Genomic DNA, 17,917 nt, shown 5'->3' on the forward strand with positions numbered 1-17,917 from the left:
GGAGAGCAGGCGATGGTGTCGTTCAAGGCGCGGATGGAAGCGTCCAAGCAATTGCTGATCGCCGCGCTGGATGTGAGCGCGCGGGTCAATCCCGTGCGCCGCATCCGCAAGGCGCTGCGGCTATTGTCCACCGTGTCCGCCGCGCCGGTGCAGGAGGATCGCGACGTGCTCGGCCCTGCGTTTCGCGCTGTGCGCCTGCCGGCGGCCTCGCTCTCCGGCGGCCCGGTGTGCCTGATGGTGACGGCGGCGGCGGACGGGCGGGTGTTCGGCCACACTCTTCGGCTGTGCGCAGATCTGCGGGCGAGCGGCATGCAGGTGGTGCTGATCATCGCCACCGACCGGCCGGACCTCGATTGTCTCGATCCCGGCCCTGACGTTGCCGACGCCGTGGTGACGCGGGAGAACCACGGCTATGATTTCGCTGCCTGGGCGGCCGCGCTGCGCTACCTGCCTGAGGTGTGGGCGGCGCCCGAGGTGCTGTTCGCCAATGACAGCGTCTATCATTCCACGGCGGCCCTCGCCGCGACGCTGGAGCGCCTGCGCAGCAGCCCTGCCGATGTGGCGGCCCTGACGCAGAGCGCGGAGCTTGCCCCCCATTTCCAGAGCTATCTGTTCCTCTACAAGGCGTCGGCGCTCGCCCATCCCGCCACGCGGGCTTTCTGGGGCGAGGTGCGCTCGCTCGGCGACAAGTTCCAGATCATCCGCGATTACGAGGTTGGGCAGCGCGCGGTGCTGGAACGCGCGGGGCTTGGTGTGGACATCCTGTTTCCGGGCACCCCCGGCGCGCAGGGCGAGAACCAGTTGCACCAGGGCTGGCGCGACCTGATCGCCGCCGGCTTCCCGTTCGTGAAGGTGCAGCTGCTGCGCGACAATCCCTATGGCGTGGACCTCGCCGGCTGGCGGGCCTTTCTCGACCGGGCGGATTTCGATGTGAAGGAGATCGCCTTTCACCTCGGCGCCGGGCGCGACGGTGCGGCGGCCTTGCTGGAAATGCGCTGACCTTCACGCGCTGAGATCTCTCAGCCCGGCGGCATGCCGATGGGCTGCCCGCGGCAGGGCAGGGACCGTTCCGTGACCATATAGATCACCAGATCGGGCTTGAAGCGCTCGACCGCCGGCCATTCGAACTTGCAGGCGCTGTGGTGCATCCAGGCAAAGCGGCTCGCCACCCGCTCCAGCAGGCGCGGCCAATAATGCTGCGAGAAGGAATCGCCGATCACCAGGATGCTCGGCCCCGCATGCCCGGTCGCATAGGCATAGGGCTGGAACGGGTCGTCCGCCGGGCGCTCCGGCATCAGCCCCTTCAGGGGAGTCAGGACCGGCTTGGGATTGGAGGCGATCTCGCCGTAATCCTTGTCGCCGGTGGGGTTCGCCTCGCCGAGATAGCGGGCAAGATCGCCGGAGGGCGCATCCTGCAAGGGGCCGATCGCGCTTTCGGGCGCGATCTCCAGATCGGGCCGGCCGGCGGCGGCCATCATGGCGTTGAAGGCGAGCACCGAGCTGCGCTGGTTCCAATGGGTGTCGGTGCGGCGGAACACCGGCCCCTGCGCCTTCGCCGCGATGAGAATCGGACGCAGGTCCACATAGGCGATGCCGCGCTTTTCCATCTGCTCGGTGAGGAAATCGAGCTCGGTGGGATGGGTCATCTGCCCGCGCGCCCATGCCGGCAGCTTCTCCGGCAGCACGGTCGCGGCATTGGGCGGGGAGGAGACCACCAGCTTCGCTCCGCGCGCTTTCAGCAGGGCGTCGAGGCGCGAGAGCGTGTCGGCAAGCTCGGTCATGGGCTTGATGCGGAACAGCCGGCCCAGCGACTGCTCCAGCGTCTGTTCGCCGGTGAAGAACATCTGCCCGCCCTCACCCAGCAGCACCGGCCGTTCGCGGGTGGACTTCATGGCCCGCAGATAGGTCGCATTGCCCGCCATTATGAGGCCGCGAAAGCCGTAGCGGCCGTTGATGAAGGGGTCGAGCCGCTCGGTGGCGTGCACCCACCAGCGTTCCTGCGGCGTCGTCATCAGGCGCACCGGGCCGGGCAGGTCCGGCAGCACAAGACCCAGCGTCGGCAGGGTGAGCACCGCCATGAAGAAGAAGCACCACCAGCGGCGGTAGGCGAGCAGGAGAGACATGCCGCTAGAACCGGAAATAGAGGAAGGGGCTGTAATTGGATGCCCCCACCGTGATGAACGACAGCACGAACAGCACCAGCATGATCAGGCTGTCGCACGCGCCATAGGCGAGCCGCCGCATGTTCGGCGAGAGCGGGCCCGCGGGCAAGGTGGGCAGGCCATACATGGCCAGCGGCCAGGCAAGGATCATCACCGCGATGGTCAGCGGTTGGAGCGCCACCAGCAGGCCCGGCGCCAGCGGACCGAAGCCGTTGAGGCCGATCATGCCGGCGAAGATGTCCATGGCCTGCGGCAGGCCAAGTGCGCGGAACCACACCCAGCCGAACAGCACCACCAGCAGCACGTAAAGATGGCTCACCACCTTGGGCCCGGCGGCGAGCGCTTTGCCGAAGCGGGTGCGCTCCAGCACCAGGAAGGCGCCGTGATGCGCGCCCCAGATCACGAAGGTCCAGCTCGCCCCGTGCCACAGGCCGCACAGCAGGAACACTGTCCATAGATTGAGCGCGGTGTGCAGATGCCCATGCCGGTTGCCGCCGAGCGGGATATAGACATAGTCGCGGAACCAACTCGACAGGCTCATGTGCCATTTGCGCCAGAAATCGGTAATCGACAGCGCACCATAGGGCAGGCGGAAATTGCGCGGAAACTTCAGGCCCATGGCGAGGGCGAGGCCGATGGCCATGTTGGAATAGCCGCCGAAGTCGAAATAGATCTGCAGCGCGTAAGCGAGCACGCCGATCCAGGCGGTGAAGAAGTTCGGCGCGGTGGTCTGGTCGAACACCATGGTGGCGAGGGGGGCCACCTCGTCCGCGATCAGCACTTTCCAGGATAGGCCGATGACGAAGATGCGCAGGCCCGCCGAGACCCGGCCGACCGTGGTGCGCCGCGCGCGGATGCGGTGGGCGATGGTGGAATAGCGCACGATCGGACCCGCCACGAGCTGCGGGAACATGGTGATATAGACCGCGATCTCCTCCAGCCGGCCATTGGCGCGCGCGCGTCCGCGATACACGTCCACCAGATAGGAGATGGCGTGGAAGGTGAAGAAGGAGATGCCGAGCGGCAAGGCGAGGTGCACCACCGGCACCTGGACGCCGAGCGGCTCCAGCAGCACGTTCAGGTTCTCGGCCAGGAACCCGGCATATTTGAATACGATCAGGCCGGCGAGATTGAGCGCCACCGCGAGCGCCAGCATGGGCAGCCGCTTGCCCGGCGGGCGGGCGCCCAGCACTTGCGCCAAAGCGAAATTGCCCAGCATGGAGGCGGCGAGCACGAGCAGATTGAACAGGCCGCCCCAGGCATAAAACACAAGCGAGAAGGCGAGCAGAACGAAGTTCTTGGCCCGAACCCCGGGGGTCGCGAAATAGCAGACCAGGAAGGCGGGCAGGAAATAATAGAGGAATGTAACGGAGGAAAAGACCATTTCACTCTGTTCTCGGGTCGCGCCGGGGCGCGCTGGTCAAAATCAGTAGACGAATTGCTCGCGCAGAATGCGTTCGTCCAGGCTGTGGTCGGGATCGAACAACATATCCATGGAGGACGTCGGATCGAGCCGTGCGGATACGCTGACGATGTCGCGCACTTCGTAATGGTCCGCAACCGCGCTCACCGGCCGCTTTTCCGGCTCCAGCACGGAAATGTCGATGCGCGCCTTGTCCGGCACCAGCGCTCCGCGCCAGCGACGGGGGCGGAAGGGAGAGATGGGCGTGATGGCGAGCAGCGCGGTGCTCAGCGGCAGGATCGGCCCATGGGCGGAGAGATTATAGGCGGTGGACCCGGCGGGCGTCGCGACGATCATGCCGTCGCAGATCAGCTCCTCAAGCCGCACCTTGCCGTCGATCGAGACCCGCAGCTTGGCGGCCTGATAGGTCTGGCGCAGCAAGGCCACTTCATTGATGGCGGGCGCCTGGTGGCGTGTTCCGGCGCGGTCGACCGCCTCCATGATGAGCGGGTGGATCACCACATGCTGGGCGGCGGCGAGCCGCTCGCGAAGCGAGTCCTCGCGATAGGTGTTCATCAGGAAGCCGACGGAGCCGCGATGCATGCCGTAGATCGGCACGCCGCGGTCGCGGAAAGCATGCATGGTCTGGAGCATCAGCCCGTCGCCACCGAGCGCGACGATCACGTCCGCATCGGCTTCGGCCACATCGCCATAGCGTTGAATCAGGCGCGTGCGGGCGGCCTGGGCCTCGGTGGTGTCGCTGGCCACGAAGGCGATCTTCTCGAGGCGTCGGCTGGGCTCGCTCATGCGGACGGTCGCGCGGCGACCCCTTCTTTCGGTGCCGGCACAGCACCCGCGCCTTTCGTATCGGGCCACGCCGCGCTTGTCGAGGCAGGCCGTGGTCCTGTTTGTCGCGGCCGCAAGGGCAGGCCTCAGAGGATCGAGTTCCAGCCCCGGGCACGCCGCCCCTCACCCGCCCGCAGCGCGGTCGACCTCTCCCCGTGGGGGAGAGGTGGGGACGGAGAGGGGGGAAGGGGGCATTGAGACCAACACATCCGGCGGCAAGGCTTGAAACCCGTCCCGCGCCCCAGATCGGGAAGCCCCCTCTCCCCGTCGGGGAGAGGGTTGGGGTGAGGGGGCACCCACCGCCCACCGCCGCCTCTCGGCAAATCACCACGCACGCCCCTCACCCGCCCGCTGCGCGGTCGACCTCTCCCCGTGGGGGAGAGGTAAGGAAAGAGAGGGGGAAAGGGAGATTGAGACAGACAAATCCGGCGGCAAGGCTTGAAACCCGTCCCGCCCCCCCAAAAAAAATCGTGAAGCCCCCTCTCCTCGTTGGGGAGAGGGTTGGGGTGAGGGGGCACCCGTCGCGAACCGCCAGCTCTCCTCAAAGCGCGGCGCCCGAGCCCCTCACCCGCCCGCAAGCGGGCGACCTCTCCCCTTGGGGGAGAGGTGTGACCTTAGAGGTGGGCTCAGCGCACGGGCGGGGCGTATTGGATGCCGCCGGTGCTCCAGAGCTGGTTGATGCCGCGCGGGATGCCGAGCTTGGAGCCGGCGCCCACGTTGCGTTCAAACACTTCGCCGTAATTGCCGACGGCCTTCACGATGCGCACCGCGAAATCCTTGGTGAGGCCGATCTGCTCGCCATAATTGCCGTCGGTGCCGACGAGGCGCTTCACGTCCGGCTTCTCGGACTTCAGGGCCTGATCGAGATTGCCGCTGTTCACGCCCAGTTCCTCGGCGTTCAGCATGGCGTAATGGGTCCATTTGACGACATTGAACCACTGATCGTCGCCCTGGCGCACCACGGGGCCGAGGGGCTCCTTGGAGATCACGTCCGGCAGCACGATATGATCGCCGGGCTTGGCCAGCACGAGACGCAGCGAATAGAGCTGCGACACGTCGGTGGTGATGGTGTCGCACTTGCCGCTCTCATAGGCCTTCACGACCTCGTCGGAAGACGGCAGGGAGATCAGCTCGAGCTTCATGTTGTTGGCGGCGAAATAATCCGTCGCATAATTGGCGGCGGTGGTACCGGCCTGGACGCAGACCTTGGAATTGTCCAGCTCCAAGGCCGAGGTGATCTTGCGCGCCGAGCGCACCATGAAGCCCTGGCCGTCATAATAGGTGATGGGGCCGAACAGCAGGCCGAGTTCGCCTTCGCGCTGCAAGGTCCAGGTGGAATTGCGCGAGAGCACGTCCACCTTGCCGTCCTTCAGCGCGGCGAAGCGCTCCTCGGCGTTCAGCGGCACGAACTTCACCTTGGAGGGATCGTTCAGCACCGCGGCGGCGATGCCGCGGCACAGGTCGACGTCGAAGCCGCTCCACTTGCCGGTGGCGTCCGGATTGGAGAAGCCGGGCAGTCCGCGGCTGACGCCGCACACCAGCTCGCCGCGATCTTTGACCGCCTTGAGCGTCTGCGCGCTCGCGCCGTGCGCCGACAGCGCCACGACGGCGCCGGTCAGCAACGCCAGGAGTGTCTTCATGAATCCCGCCCCATTGAGGTGATTGGAGGTAAGACGAAGCCGCCGCGGATGCGGCGGCCGTTGCTGCGGCACCGGGCGGTGCCGTGGATCAGAGCGTGACCGCCTGGCGCACGATGACCTTGGTGCCCACGGGAACGCGGGTGTAGAGGTCGATGATCTCGCTGTTCACCAGACGGAAGCAACCCGAGGACACCGCATAGCCGATGGTGTCGGGCTGGTTGGTGCCGTGGATGCGGTAGACCGTGCCGCCGAGATAGAGCGCGCGCGCCCCCATCGGGTTGCCCGGGCCGCCGGCCATGAAGCGGGGCAGATAGGGCTGGCGCTGGATCATCTCGGCCGGCGGCGTCCAATCGGGCCATTCGGCCTTGCGCACCACGGTGACGAGGCCCTTCCAGGTGAAGCCGTCGCGGCCGACGCCGATGCCGTAGCGCAGCGCACGGTTGTTGCCTTCAACCAGGTACAGGAATTTGTCGTCGGTGCTGATGATGATGGTGCCCGCCGGCTCGGTGGTGCGGAAATAGACCGGCTGACGCTTGTAGGCCGGGTCCATGTCCACCTCGTCGTCCGCGGGCGGGACGAGGCCGGGCTGGTCGCCGATGTCGAGCGTCGCGCCCGGAAGGCCGCGCTGCGGCACCGGCGTCGACTGCGCCATGGCGTAGGAACCAAACGCGAACGCGCCGACCTGAAGCAGGGCGGTCAGCGCCAGGGTCTTGAACAGTTTGGGCATCATGCCGGCCTCTTTCTTCGCGCCCCCAAGGAGCTTCGCGGACAGAGACTGGCAAGACAGGGTTAAAATTGCGCTTTCGGCTTCGAATGCCGGGCGCAAGATGCCCCTGATGCCGCTCTCCCCGTTTCCGTCCCGCGTGCCGCGCAAAGACGGCACACCCCATGCTTCGATTAGCCGAGCTTGCGGGCCAGGAAAAGTGAAAAAGCTTGACGTCTCTCCCGGTCACGCCGGTTTGCGCCGCGTCAGGCCGAAAGGCGCGGCGGGCGCCGCTGCTTCGCACGCACACCAGGCACTCTGCGGCTGAGGCGCGGCTCATTCGAAGCCGGGACCATGGCGAGCGGGCTGGTGCCGGTTGAGGGGATTGAACCCCCGACCTTCGGTTTACAAAACCGCTGCTCTACCGCTGAGCTAAACCGGCTTCGGGCCTGCGGCGCATGGGTGCCGTGGCCATCTGCGCCATGCCTATCAGCGCCGGGCGGCCGGAACAAGATGTCGTCTTGTTGGTCCCCAGATGCTGGGGGAGCAAATGCGGCGCCGCAAACGCAGACGGCCCCGCCGAGGCGGGGCCGTCGCGGAGGGATGGCCGGGGCAGCCGGCGTCTCCCCCTTGGCCGGCCCGCGAGGGGCCGGCCACCGGAACTCTTGCCTCAGTGCGAGTGCCAGTCGTCGAGGTTCCGGTTCTTGGTCTCGGGGACGAACAGCAGGCCGATGACGAAGGTCATCAGGGCGATGACGATCGGGTACCAGAGGCCGTAGTAGATGTCGCCGGTGGCGGCCACCATGGCGAAGGCGGTGGCCGGCAGCAGGCCGCCGAACCAGCCGTTGCCGATGTGGTAGGGCAGCGACATGGAGGTATAGCGGATGCGGGTGGGGAACAATTCCACCAGCGCCGCCGCGATCGGCCCGTACACCATGGTCACGAAGAGCACGAGCACGAACAGGATGCCGATGACCGCGGCCGGCTGCGGACGGAAGATGTCGAACGGATGCGCCATCTTCACGATGTTCGCATCGCCCGCCTTGGGATAACCTGCACCCTGCAGCGCGGCGGCGGTCGCCTTGCCGAAGTCCGGACCGAACGGCACCACGGTGTCGTTCACACGGATCGTGGTCGGGGTGCCCGCGGGCGCCACCTCGGTGGTGTAACGCACCGAGGATTTGGCGAGGAAGTCACGCGCCAGATCGCACGGGGCGGTGTAGACGCGCGTGCCCACCGGGTTGAACAGGCTGCCGCAGGTCGCGGGATCGGCGACCACGGCCACCTTCACCGACGTGATCGCCTTTTCCAGGGCCGGATTGGCCGCGGTGGTGATCATGTTGAACAGCGGGAAGTAGCAGGAGGCGGCGATCAGGCAGCCGGCGAGGATGATCGGCTTGCGGCCGATCTTGTCCGACAGCCAGCCGAAGAACACGAAGAAGCCGGTGCCGAGCACGAGCGACCAGGCGATCAGCAGGTTGGCGGTATAGCCGTCCACCTTCAGGATCGATTGCAGGAAGAACAGCGCGTAGAACTGGCCCGTGTACCACACAACACCCTGGCCGGCGGTGAGGCCGAGCAGCGCGATGATGACGAACTTCAGGTTCCGCCACTCGCCGAAGGCTTCCGACAGCGGGGCCTTGGAGCCCGTGCCTTCTTCCTTCATGCGCTTGAAGGTGGGGGATTCGTTCAGGGTCAGACGGATCCACACCGACACGCCGAGCAGGGCGATGGAGATCAGGAACGGCACGCGCCAGCCCCAGGCCGCGAAGTCGGCTTCGCCCACCACGGAACGGGTGACGAGGATGACGATCAGCGACAGGAACAGGCCGAGCGTGGCCGTGGTCTGGATCCACGAGGTGTAGAAGCCACGCCGGCCCTGCGGCGCATGTTCCGCCACATAGGTCGCCGCGCCGCCGTATTCGCCGCCGAGCGCGAGGCCCTGCAGCAGGCGCAGGGCGATCAGGATGACGGGGGCGGCAAAGCCGATGGTCGCCGCATTGGGCAGGATGCCGACGATGAAGGTCGACAGGCCCATGATCATGATGGTGACGAGGAAGGTATATTTGCGCCCGACGAGATCGCCGAGGCGGCCGAACACCAGGGCGCCGAAGGGGCGCACCAGGAAGCCGGCGGCGAACGCCAGCAACGCGAAGATATCGCGGGTCGCAGGGGGGTAGGCGCTGAAGAACTGGGCGCCGATGATGGCCGCAAGCGAGCCGTAGAGATAGAAATCATACCATTCGAAAACCGTGCCCAGGGACGAGGCGAAGATAACCTTCTTCTCCTCCCGGGTCATCGGCACGCCCTTGGCGACGGGCCCCGCAGTTGTCACAGTCATGAAGCTTTCCTCCCTCAAGGATCGGTGCGCTTCCCCAAGGGGGAAACGGATCTCATGGCACGCACGTCGCGCGACCGGGCGTTCCTTGTGGAAATGGCAGCCGCGCCCCGGCCTGTGGCCGAAGCGGGTTTTTCCTCCAGGTTTTGCCTCTCCGCATCATTGAACGTGCGGATTGAATCGAGCGGACGCCGGAGCGCCGTGGAAGAAAGATGAACGAGCTTGATCGACCTTGCGATTGGCAAATGGTCTTAGATGCAGGGCGAAAAATGCTGCGCTGCAACCCAATAGGGCGGCGTAGCCGAAAGAAAAACTCAGCCGGCTTTCTTCAGCGCGCGCCGTGCGATACCGAGCGAGAGAGCGGCGGCATTGGAGACATTCAGGCTCTTGATGGCGCCGGGCAGGTCGATGCGGGCCAGCACATCACAGGTCTCGCGGGTGAGCTGGCGCAGCCCCTTGCCTTCGGCGCCGAGCACCAAAGCGAGCGGGGCGTGCAGCTTGGTGTCCTCGAGGTCGGCTTCGCCTTCGCTGTCGAGCCCGACCACCAGCATGCCGTTGTCCTTCAGCTCGGTGAGGGCGCGGGACAGGTTTGTGACGAGGCAGAACGGCACATGCTCCAGCCCGCCCGAGGCGCTCTTCGCCAGCACGCCGGTGGCCGGCGGGCTGTGGCGGGCGGTGGTGATGATGGCGCCCACCGCGAACGCCGCCGCCGAGCGCACGATCGCGCCGACATTGTGCGGGTCGGTGATCTGGTCGAGCACCAGCACGAGGTCGTGCTTCGCCGCCTGCCGCAGCGCGGGCGAGGGGAGGTGGTCGGAATGCACCAGCAGGCCTTGGTGCACCGCGTCAGGGCCGAGCAATTTGTCGATGTCGCCGGGCCGCACCATTTCCGGCGCGATGGGGAGCTTGAAGCCCTCCTCGGCTAGGCGATTGATGGCGTTCTCGGTGGCGAGGATCTTGCGGAACCGCCGCTTGGGATTGGCCAACGCCTCGGTCACCGTATGCCAGCCGTAGAGCAGGGCGACATCGTCCTCGCCCTCCCATTTGGGAGGGGGGCCGCCGGCACGGGGACGGCGCGGCGGAAACGGGCGCTTGCCCGCCTTGTCGCCGAAGGCGGGGCGGGAGCCGGGACGGGATGGGGGGCGGCTTGGCCGATCAGACATGGCCACAGCGATGTCAGAGCCGGCCTGCCCGCGCAAGGGCCAAAGGCACCAAACGGCGTCAAACGTGCCGCTTGCGCATGGCGAGGGGGTCAGGGACCGGGCGCCGTCATGCCCTTTTCCGCCAGCACTTTGGCGGCCTTCGGTCCGGTGAGGACGCCGATCAGCGCCTGGACGGTGGCGCGATGCAGCGTGCCGGCGGCGATGGCGGCGCCATAGATGGTCTCGCTCTGGATTTCCGCCGGCAGCGGTCCCACCAGTTCCGCGCCGTTCACAGCCAGGATCTCGCTGATCTGGTGCAGGGCGAGATCCGCCTCGCCGGAGACCAGGCGGCGCGCCACAAGCCCGCCGGGCACGAGCAGGCTCTTCGCCTTCATCTCCTGCGCGATGCCGAGTTTTTCGAACAGGCGGATCAGATAGGGGCCGCTCGATCCGCCCGAGGCCGGGTCGATGAAGGCCACTCTGCGCGCATTCAGCAGCGCCTGGCGGAACGCGGCGAGGGTGGAAATGTCCGGCTTTGGCGCACCCGCCGGCACGGCCACGCCGATGCCCACGCGTGCCACCTCAGTGGGCGGTGCCGCCGTTATGCGGCCGCTGCGCGCGAGGGTTTCAAGCGCCGACGGCGGCAGGATCACGAGGTCGAACCGTTCTCCGCCGGCGATCCGCTTCACCAGCGCGCCCGCGGTATCGTTATCCACAAGCAGGCTATGCCCGCCGGTCGATTCGAAATCGTCTTTCAGCGCCATGAGAACCGGCTTGTACGCGCCGGCCGTCAGCACTGTGAGCGTCGCTGTCTCGGCGCTCGCGCAGCCAAGCGCGAGGCCCAGCAAGGCGAGCGGCAGGCGGGCGTTCTTGAAAATTCTGGACGTGATCATGAAAGCCTCGGCTGGGAGCGGCAGGCGCAGCATGCCTCGTCTCTCCCGCAGCATGCCTTATCTATACAGCATGCGCGCGTCCCGCGCGGATCAACCGATGTCATCTTAGCGCCGTGGATGAGGCTTCATTTCCGGTTGACTTGTGCCGGAGCCCCTCACATAAAGCCGATCCTTGTGAACCCGGAGCCCTGCTTCGGGCGCGCAGAAAGGACCCGAGCCGGCTTCCGGCCTGTGGTCCGCGCTTGAAACCTCAGCCGAACATTGGCAGATGAGGGACAAGACGACGGGCGTCGATGTGGAGGGGTGCCCGAGTGGTTAAAGGGGACGGACTGTAAATCCGTTGGCTCTGCCTACGTTGGTTCAAATCCAACCCCCTCCACCACCCGTCGTCGCGCGCCTGTGGCGCGCTTTTTCGGACGGAAGAGTCTGAGGAAAGACTGCGCCGGGTAGGTCGCCCGCACAAATCCGTGCTGCTTCATGCGTTTCGGGGTGAGCGCCGCATCGCCGGAGCGCGCGCCTGTGCATGGATCCAGGTGGGGCTTTTGCGGTGGAATCTCCTGTGTTATGGCTGCGGCGCGCCATGATGGGCATGCGGGAGCGGGCAGCGGCACGGCAAGGCCGGGTTCGGTCCCGGCATGGGGGCGGCGGGTTCGGGATCGCAAGACCGGACGCGATCGCTCCGCCCGGCATGGTTCGTCCGCTTCGCGCGGTACGCGGGTGTAGCTCAATGGTAGAGCAACAGCCTTCCAAGCTGATGACGAGGGTTCGATTCCCTTCACCCGCTCCAGATCATGTGCGTCAGCTGGCCCACGCGTCAGGCTGAGCGTCCCGGATGTTTCGGACGCACGGCCGCGCTGACGGCACCGGGGCGCGTGGCGCGAATCAGGGCGGGAGAGCGCGCCGATGCCGCCGCATAGGGCGCCCGGCATGGTGTTCCGCATGCCCCCTGTGCGCTTCGGGCGCAGGCCGGGTCTTGCGAACTTCTCCGAAACCCCCTATCCCACGGCGGCCTTTTTGCAGCCTGACACGGCGCCACCGAAGAACTGAGAGAGAAGATGGCCAAAGCAAAATTTGAACGCAACAAGCCGCACTGCAACATCGGCACGATCGGTCACGTTGACCATGGCAAGACGTCGCTGACGGCCGCGATCACGAAGGTGCTCGCGGAAGCGGGCGGCGCGACGTTCACGGCGTACGACCAGATCGACAAGGCGCCGGAAGAGAAGGCGCGCGGCATCACGATTTCCACGGCGCACGTGGAATATGAGACCACGAACCGCCATTATGCGCACGTGGATTGCCCGGGCCACGCCGATTATGTGAAGAACATGATCACCGGCGCGGCGCAGATGGACGGCGCGATCCTGGTGGTTTCGGCGGCCGACGGCCCGATGCCGCAGACCCGCGAGCACATCCTTCTGGCCCGTCAGGTGGGCGTGCCCGCCCTGGTGGTGTTCCTGAACAAGTGCGACATGGTCGACGATCCCGAGCTTCTGGAGCTCGTGGAGATGGAAGTGCGCGAGCTTCTGTCGAAGTATGATTTCCCGGGCGACGACATCCCGATCATCCACGGTTCGGCGCTGATGGCGCTCGAGGGCAAGTCTCCCGAGCTCGGCCATGACGCGGTGCTGAAGCTGATGGCGGCCGTCGACAGCTACATCCCGCAGCCGGAGCGTCCGGTTGACCTGCCGTTCCTGATGCCGATCGAGGACGTGTTCTCGATCTCTGGCCGCGGCACGGTTGTGACGGGTCGCGTCGAGCGCGGGATCATCAAGGTGGGCGAGGAAGTCGAGATCGTCGGCATCCGCCCGACCACCAAGACGACGGTGACCGGCGTTGAAATGTTCCGCAAGCTGCTGGATCAGGGGCAGGCGGGCGACAACGTGGGCATCCTGGTGCGCGGCACCAAGCGCGAGGACGTGGAGCGCGGTCAGGTCGTGTGCAAGCCGGGTTCGGTGAAGCCGCACACGAAGTTCAAGGCCGAAGCCTATATCCTGACGAAGGAAGAAGGCGGCCGTCATACGCCGTTCTTCACCAACTACCGCCCGCAGTTCTACTTCCGCACGACGGACGTGACGGGCATCTGCACGCTTCCCGAGGGCACCGAAATGGTGATGCCCGGGGACAATGTTTCGATGGACGTGGCCCTGATCGTCCCCATCGCCATGGAGGAGAAGCTGCGCTTCGCCATCCGTGAAGGTGGCCGGACCGTCGGCGCTGGCGTCGTCGCTTCCATCATCGAGTGATCCTGCGCCGCACGGCGATTTGGACCGAACGGGCCGGCTGCAAAGCCGGCCCGTTTGCGTTTGGATGTGCTTTGCGTTTCCCTGCGCGCCGCAGCACGTCCCCGAAGCGCAGCTTGGGGATAGCCGGCGGGCGCCCGCCAAGGCCTCTTTACAGATGCTGTTTCGCTGACTAGACACAAGGCCCCGATGCGCTGGGTCGTTTTCCCGGCGCGGGGGTGCTTACCCGTCGCGTGCGCGGGCCTAGGAGTGTAGCTCAACTGGTTAGAGCACCGGTCTCCAAAACCGGGGGTTGGGGGTTCGAGTCCCTCCACTCCTGCCAGGCGCGGCGAAGGTTCGGGCAAGTATAAATCTGGCGCGGCGCAAGCGGGCGGCCGGACGGACCGGGAAAGACACCAGGGCTTGAGTTGCAAGCCGGCGCATTTCCTGATCCACAAGAGGGGATGATCCGTGGCGTATCGGCGATTGCCGGCGCCACGAAGCCGGGCGTGCCCGGTCCGTATTCCGCGAGGTGCTGCGGCACCGGGCGGAGATGGTTTTGGAACGGCCGGCCCAGGGCCTTTGCTCCGGGCGGCCGCCAGCGAGGAGAAGGCATCGCGCGGGCGCAGGTTCGCGGGGATGCCGAGGCGACATGGCGAAGATCAGCCCCACCGAGTTCTTTCAGCAGGTCCGCACCGAAACCCGGAAGGTGACCTGGCCGACCCGGCGCGAAACCCTCATCACCACCGCCATGGTGTTCGTGATGGTGCTGATCGCGTCCGTTTTCTTCCTTATCGCCGACCAGGTGATACGCTTCGGCGTGAGCCAGCTCCTGACCCTCGGCCACTGAGAGCGCCCATGTCCTACCGGTGGTACATCGTTCACGCTTATTCGAACTTCGAGAAGAAGGTCGCCGATTCGATCCGCGAGCAGGCGGAGCAGCGCGGGCTGACCGATTTGTTCGAGCAGATCCTGGTGCCCACCGAGAAGGTGGTGGAAGTGCGCCGCGGCCGCAAAGTGGATGCCGAGCGCAAGTTCTTCCCAGGCTACGTGCTGGTGAAGATGGACCTCACCGACGAGGCGTTCCATCTCATCAAGAACACGCCCAAGGTCACGGGCTTTCTCGGCGCCGACAACAAGCCCATGCCGATCTCCGAGAAGGAGGCCATGCGCATCCTTCAGCAGGTCCAGGAAGGCATCGAGCGGCCGAAGCCCTCGATCAGCTATGAGGTCGGCGAGACGGTGAAGGTCTCCGACGGCCCGTTCGCCTCCTTCAACGGCATCGTCGAGGAAGTGGACGAGGGACGCTCGCGCCTCAAGGTCGCGGTCTCCATCTTCGGCCGCGCCACGCCGGTGGAACTGGAATTCGCCCAGGTGGAGAAGGTCTGAGCGCAGGCTGCGCCTCGGCCCCTCCCAGCGGCCGGCGACCCTTGCGCCGGCGCGATAATTCCATTATGTGACCCGCTTCCTGTCCGGCCCCGGATTTCCGATCCGGGGCCGGACAGGTTTTTCGGCCCCTCCTTCTTAGGGAGTGGCCAGCGTGGGAGGTGACGGAGCGTCTCGCCAAACGCTCCTGCGACCCGCACCACGCACCCCGGTCCGAACCGCCGCGCGCGGCTTCGGCCATGTTACGGGAGTTTTGAAATGGCGAAGAAAATCACCGGTTACGTCAAGCTGCAGGTTGCGGCTGGCAGCGCCAATCCGGCGCCCCCCATCGGACCCGCGCTCGGCCAGCGCGGTCTGAACATCATGGAATTCTGCAAGGCGTTCAACGCCCAGACGGCGAAGGAAGAAAAGGGGATGCCCATCCCCGTCGTCATCACCGTCTATCAGGATCGTTCCTTCACGTTCGAGCTGAAGACCCCGCCGATCTCGTACTTCCTCAAGAAGGCCGCCGGCCTCGAGACGAAGAAGAAGCCCGGCTCGGGCTCGAAGACGCCCGGCAAGGGCAGCTTCGTCGGCAAGGTCACGCGCGCCCAGCTCGCCGAGATCGCCGAGAAGAAGATGAAGGATCTGAACTGCGATTCCGTGGAAGCGGCCGTTCAGATGATCGAAGGCTCGGCCCGCTCCATGGGCCTCCAGGTTCAGGGGTGAGCACGATGGCGAACCAAGGCAAGCGCATCCGCGCAGCTCACGAAGGCATCGACCGCCTGAAGCTCTATGGCCTCGACGAGGCCCTGACGCTCCTCAAGGAGCGCACCACCGCCAAGTTCGACGAGACCATCGAGGTCGCGCTGAACCTGGGCGTGGACCCGCGCCATGCGGACCAGATGGTCCGTGGCGTGTGCAACCTGCCGAACGGCTCGGGCCGGACCGTGCGCGTGGCGGTGTTCGCCCGCGGCGCCAAGGCTGACGAAGCCAAGGCGGCGGGCGCTGACATCGTCGGTGCGGAAGACCTGCTGGAGAGCATCCAGGGCGGCACGATCGATTTCGATCGCTGCATCGCGACCCCGGACCTGATGCCGCTGGTCGGCCGTCTCGGCAAGATCCTCGGCCCGCGCGGCCTGATGCCGAACCCCAAGGTCGGCACCGTGACCATGGACGTGAAGGCCGCCGTCGCCGCCGCCAAGGGCGGTGCGGTGGAGTTCCGCGTCGAGAAGGCCGGCATCATCCACGGCGGCATCGGCAAGGCCTCGTTCCCGGCCGACAAGCTGGCCGAAAACATCCGCGCCTTCGTTGACGCGGTTGTGAAGGCCCGTCCCACCGGCGCCAAGGGCACCTATCTGCAGCGCGTCGCCGTGTCCTCGACCATGGGCCCCGGCATCAAGGTGGAGCCCTCCACCGTGCTCACCGCCTGAGCCTTCGGCACGCAGGAATGAAGAGGCCGGGCCTGTGCCCGGCCTTTTTCTTGACCCGGAAGAGGGGCTTGGTCGGGACCTGCGACGCAGGCGCCTGTGCCAGGATTTTCGGATGGTCAAGCAAAAAATGCGAAAAGGGCGTGACAAGTCGCGCCCGAGCCTCTATATGGCATGTTTCGCTGGTGTGGAAACACAGCGGCGTTAATAGATCGAGCTTCCGCCCGGAAACGGGTGGAGGGGCTGGGAGGGTTCGCCCGCCCGGCCTCATTGCCTGTCTGATCTGCCGGTTCTCGAACCGGGAAATCGGAGAGGCAAGAGTCCTGTCCGAGACTGCAGGCGCCATGCTCGCATGGCTTAATCCTCGCCAGACAACCTCGCCCGAGGCTGTCCTTTGGAGGGCCAGCATAGACGGGGAAGACCGGATTTCGCGCGATGCGCACCCGCGTGTCGCAACAAGATCGGTTCGAACCAGTGCCTTGTGGCCGGTGACCCGGTTCCCGAGGGGACAGGGCATGTGAGCGTCGCGCGTGCGCGGCCGGCATGTCTGATGAGGATATATCCCTTGCGGATATATTCACGTGTTGACGTTCCGGGAAGCGGACGAGCGGCAAGGCGCAACCGGTGGAGCCGGCTTTCGGTTCCACCACAGGCTTAAAGAGAGCCAGACGTGGATCGAGCGGAAAAACAACAGCTCGTCACGACGCTTACTGAAGTGTTTCAGAACACTTCGGTCGTCGTGGTGGCCCACTATTCCGGCCTCACCGTAGCTCAGCTGTCGAAACTTCGTCGGCAGATGAAGCAGAACGGTGCGACCGTGAAGGTGGCGAAGAACCGCCTCGCCAAAATCGCTCTGGAAGGCTCCGACGTTGCCCACGTGGCGACCCTTCTCAAGGGTCCCACGCTGATCGCTTATTCGAGCGATCCTGTGGCAGCGCCGAAGGTTGCCGTCGAGTTTGCCAAGGGCAACGACAAGTTCGTTATCCTCGGCGGCGCGATGGGCAAAACGGCCCTGAATCCGGATGGTGTGAAGGCTTTGGCCACCATGCCCTCCCTGGATGAACTGCGTGCGAAGCTGGTCGGGCTTATCCAGGCCCCGGCCACCAAGATCGCCCAGCTCACCACCGCGCCGGCAGCAAAGCTTGCCCGCGTGTTCGGGGCCTATGCCAAGCAGGACGAGGCCGCGTGAGGCGGTTGGATCTCGCAAACCTGAATTTCGAACCTATCTTAGGAAGACACGACAATGGCTGACCTGACCAAGCTCGTTGACGAGCTGTCCTCCCTCACCGTCCTCGAGGCCGCCGAACTGGCGAAGCTCCTCGAAGAGAAGTGGGGCGTTTCCGCCGCTGCCGCCGTTGCGGTTGCGGCTGCCCCGGCCGGCGCCGCTGCGGCCCCGGTCGAAGAGCAGACCGAGTTCACCGTGATGCTCGCGGCTGCCGGCGAAAAGAAGATCGAAGTCATCAAGGAAGTCCGCGCCATCACCGGCCTGGGCCTCAAGGAAGCCAAGGACCTCGTCGAGGCCGCTCCCAAAGCCGTCAAGGAAGGGATCGCCAAGGACGAGGCCGAGAAGCTCAAGGCCCAGCTCGAGAAGGCTGGCGCCAAGGTCGAGCTCAAGTGAGCTTTTGAAAGCGAGGCGGCCCCGGGTTTTTCCCGGGGCCGCTTCATCTGTCCCGGCGGGCTCTGGCCGGCGGGGCGCGTAGGCAGAGGACGGTTCTCCCGGTCGCCGCTTGAGGCGACGACCCGGCGAGCCGTTGCAGATGGAGGGGAATGGCTC

The 17,917-nt window shown here is 65.9% G+C and carries 16 protein-coding genes and 4 tRNA genes; 11 read left to right on the plus strand and 9 right to left on the minus strand.

The genetic code is table 11. The features are described 5' to 3' along the window. Positions 1-12 precede the first annotated feature (12 nt). Complete coding sequence (locus V5G24_RS05860; protein ID WP_394085965.1) at positions 13-999, plus strand: rhamnan synthesis F family protein; 987 nt, start codon at positions 13-15, stop codon at positions 997-999. Positions 1,000-1,019: 20 nt separating this feature from the next. Here the strand turns inward: V5G24_RS05860 and V5G24_RS05865 are convergent, their stop codons facing one another. The 9 genes from V5G24_RS05865 to V5G24_RS05905 form a co-directional block, all read right to left on the minus strand. Further along, positions 1,020-2,123 carry an alginate O-acetyltransferase AlgX-related protein gene (locus V5G24_RS05865; protein WP_394085966.1) on the minus strand — a complete coding sequence of 368 codons (1,104 nt, stop codon included), beginning with the start codon at positions 2,121-2,123 and terminating at the stop codon, positions 1,020-1,022. A 4-nt stretch (positions 2,124-2,127) separates the two neighbouring features. Then, the gene (locus V5G24_RS05870) at positions 2,128-3,546 is read right to left on the minus strand and encodes an MBOAT family O-acyltransferase (RefSeq protein ID WP_394085968.1); all 1,419 of its coding nucleotides are present in this window, start codon (positions 3,544-3,546) and stop codon (positions 2,128-2,130) included. A gap of 42 nt (positions 3,547-3,588) precedes the next feature. Further along, complete coding sequence (locus V5G24_RS05875; protein ID WP_394085969.1) at positions 3,589-4,371, minus strand: NAD kinase; 783 nt, start codon at positions 4,369-4,371, stop codon at positions 3,589-3,591. Positions 4,372-5,036: 665 nt separating this feature from the next. Next, positions 5,037-6,050, minus strand: coding sequence for an amino acid ABC transporter substrate-binding protein (locus tag V5G24_RS05880; protein ID WP_394085970.1), 1,014 nt, complete (start codon positions 6,048-6,050; stop codon positions 5,037-5,039). 88 nt (positions 6,051-6,138) lie between these two features. Further along, positions 6,139-6,780 (minus strand): L,D-transpeptidase, encoded by a 642-nt coding sequence (locus V5G24_RS05885; RefSeq protein ID WP_394085971.1) that lies wholly within the window; start codon positions 6,778-6,780, stop codon positions 6,139-6,141. A gap of 340 nt (positions 6,781-7,120) precedes the next feature. Continuing rightward, positions 7,121-7,195: transfer RNA gene (locus V5G24_RS05890), tRNA-Thr, on the minus strand. Positions 7,196-7,423: 228 nt separating this feature from the next. Further along, a complete protein-coding gene (locus V5G24_RS05895; protein WP_394085972.1) occupies positions 7,424-9,094 on the minus strand; it encodes an MFS transporter in 1,671 nt (556 codons plus the stop codon). 311 nt (positions 9,095-9,405) lie between these two features. Next, positions 9,406-10,254: a 23S rRNA (guanosine(2251)-2'-O)-methyltransferase RlmB gene (gene rlmB / locus V5G24_RS05900; protein ID WP_394085973.1), complete on the minus strand. Its 849-nt coding sequence runs from the start codon at positions 10,252-10,254 to the stop codon at positions 9,406-9,408. A gap of 89 nt (positions 10,255-10,343) precedes the next feature. Continuing rightward, positions 10,344-11,126, minus strand: coding sequence for a molybdate ABC transporter substrate-binding protein (locus V5G24_RS05905; protein WP_394085974.1), 783 nt, complete (start codon positions 11,124-11,126; stop codon positions 10,344-10,346). 297 nt (positions 11,127-11,423) lie between these two features. Between V5G24_RS05905 and V5G24_RS05910 the strand changes: the two genes are divergently transcribed. From V5G24_RS05910 to rplL, 10 genes are all read left to right on the plus strand, one after another. Further along, a tRNA-Tyr gene (locus V5G24_RS05910) sits at positions 11,424-11,508 on the plus strand. A 331-nt stretch (positions 11,509-11,839) separates the two neighbouring features. Then, a tRNA-Gly gene (locus tag V5G24_RS05915) sits at positions 11,840-11,913 on the plus strand. Positions 11,914-12,181: 268 nt separating this feature from the next. Continuing rightward, the gene (gene tuf / locus V5G24_RS05920) at positions 12,182-13,372 is read left to right on the plus strand and encodes an elongation factor Tu (RefSeq protein WP_509292236.1); all 1,191 of its coding nucleotides are present in this window, start codon (positions 12,182-12,184) and stop codon (positions 13,370-13,372) included. A gap of 242 nt (positions 13,373-13,614) precedes the next feature. Next, a tRNA-Trp gene (locus tag V5G24_RS05925) sits at positions 13,615-13,691 on the plus strand. A 309-nt stretch (positions 13,692-14,000) separates the two neighbouring features. After that, complete coding sequence (gene secE / locus V5G24_RS05930) at positions 14,001-14,198, plus strand: preprotein translocase subunit SecE (RefSeq protein ID WP_394085982.1); 198 nt, start codon at positions 14,001-14,003, stop codon at positions 14,196-14,198. Between the two features lie 8 nt (positions 14,199-14,206). Beyond that, positions 14,207-14,737 carry a transcription termination/antitermination protein NusG gene (nusG, locus tag V5G24_RS05935; RefSeq protein WP_394085983.1) on the plus strand — a complete coding sequence of 177 codons (531 nt, stop codon included), beginning with the start codon at positions 14,207-14,209 and terminating at the stop codon, positions 14,735-14,737. A gap of 255 nt (positions 14,738-14,992) precedes the next feature. Further along, positions 14,993-15,442, plus strand: a complete 450-nt coding sequence (gene rplK / locus V5G24_RS05940; protein ID WP_394085984.1) for a 50S ribosomal protein L11 — start codon at positions 14,993-14,995, stop codon at positions 15,440-15,442. A 5-nt stretch (positions 15,443-15,447) separates the two neighbouring features. Further along, on the plus strand, positions 15,448-16,146 hold the full coding sequence (rplA, locus tag V5G24_RS05945) for a 50S ribosomal protein L1 (RefSeq protein WP_394085985.1): 699 nt from the start codon (positions 15,448-15,450) through the stop codon (positions 16,144-16,146). A gap of 667 nt (positions 16,147-16,813) precedes the next feature. Further along, positions 16,814-17,332 (plus strand): 50S ribosomal protein L10, encoded by a 519-nt coding sequence (rplJ, locus tag V5G24_RS05950; RefSeq protein WP_394013499.1) that lies wholly within the window; start codon positions 16,814-16,816, stop codon positions 17,330-17,332. Between the two features lie 54 nt (positions 17,333-17,386). Continuing rightward, positions 17,387-17,761, plus strand: coding sequence for a 50S ribosomal protein L7/L12 (gene rplL / locus V5G24_RS05955; protein WP_394085986.1), 375 nt, complete (start codon positions 17,387-17,389; stop codon positions 17,759-17,761). Positions 17,762-17,917 lie beyond the last annotated feature (156 nt).

The organism is Roseixanthobacter finlandensis, from assembly GCF_043195105.2.
Lineage (GTDB): Bacteria > Pseudomonadota > Alphaproteobacteria > Rhizobiales > Xanthobacteraceae > NCEH01.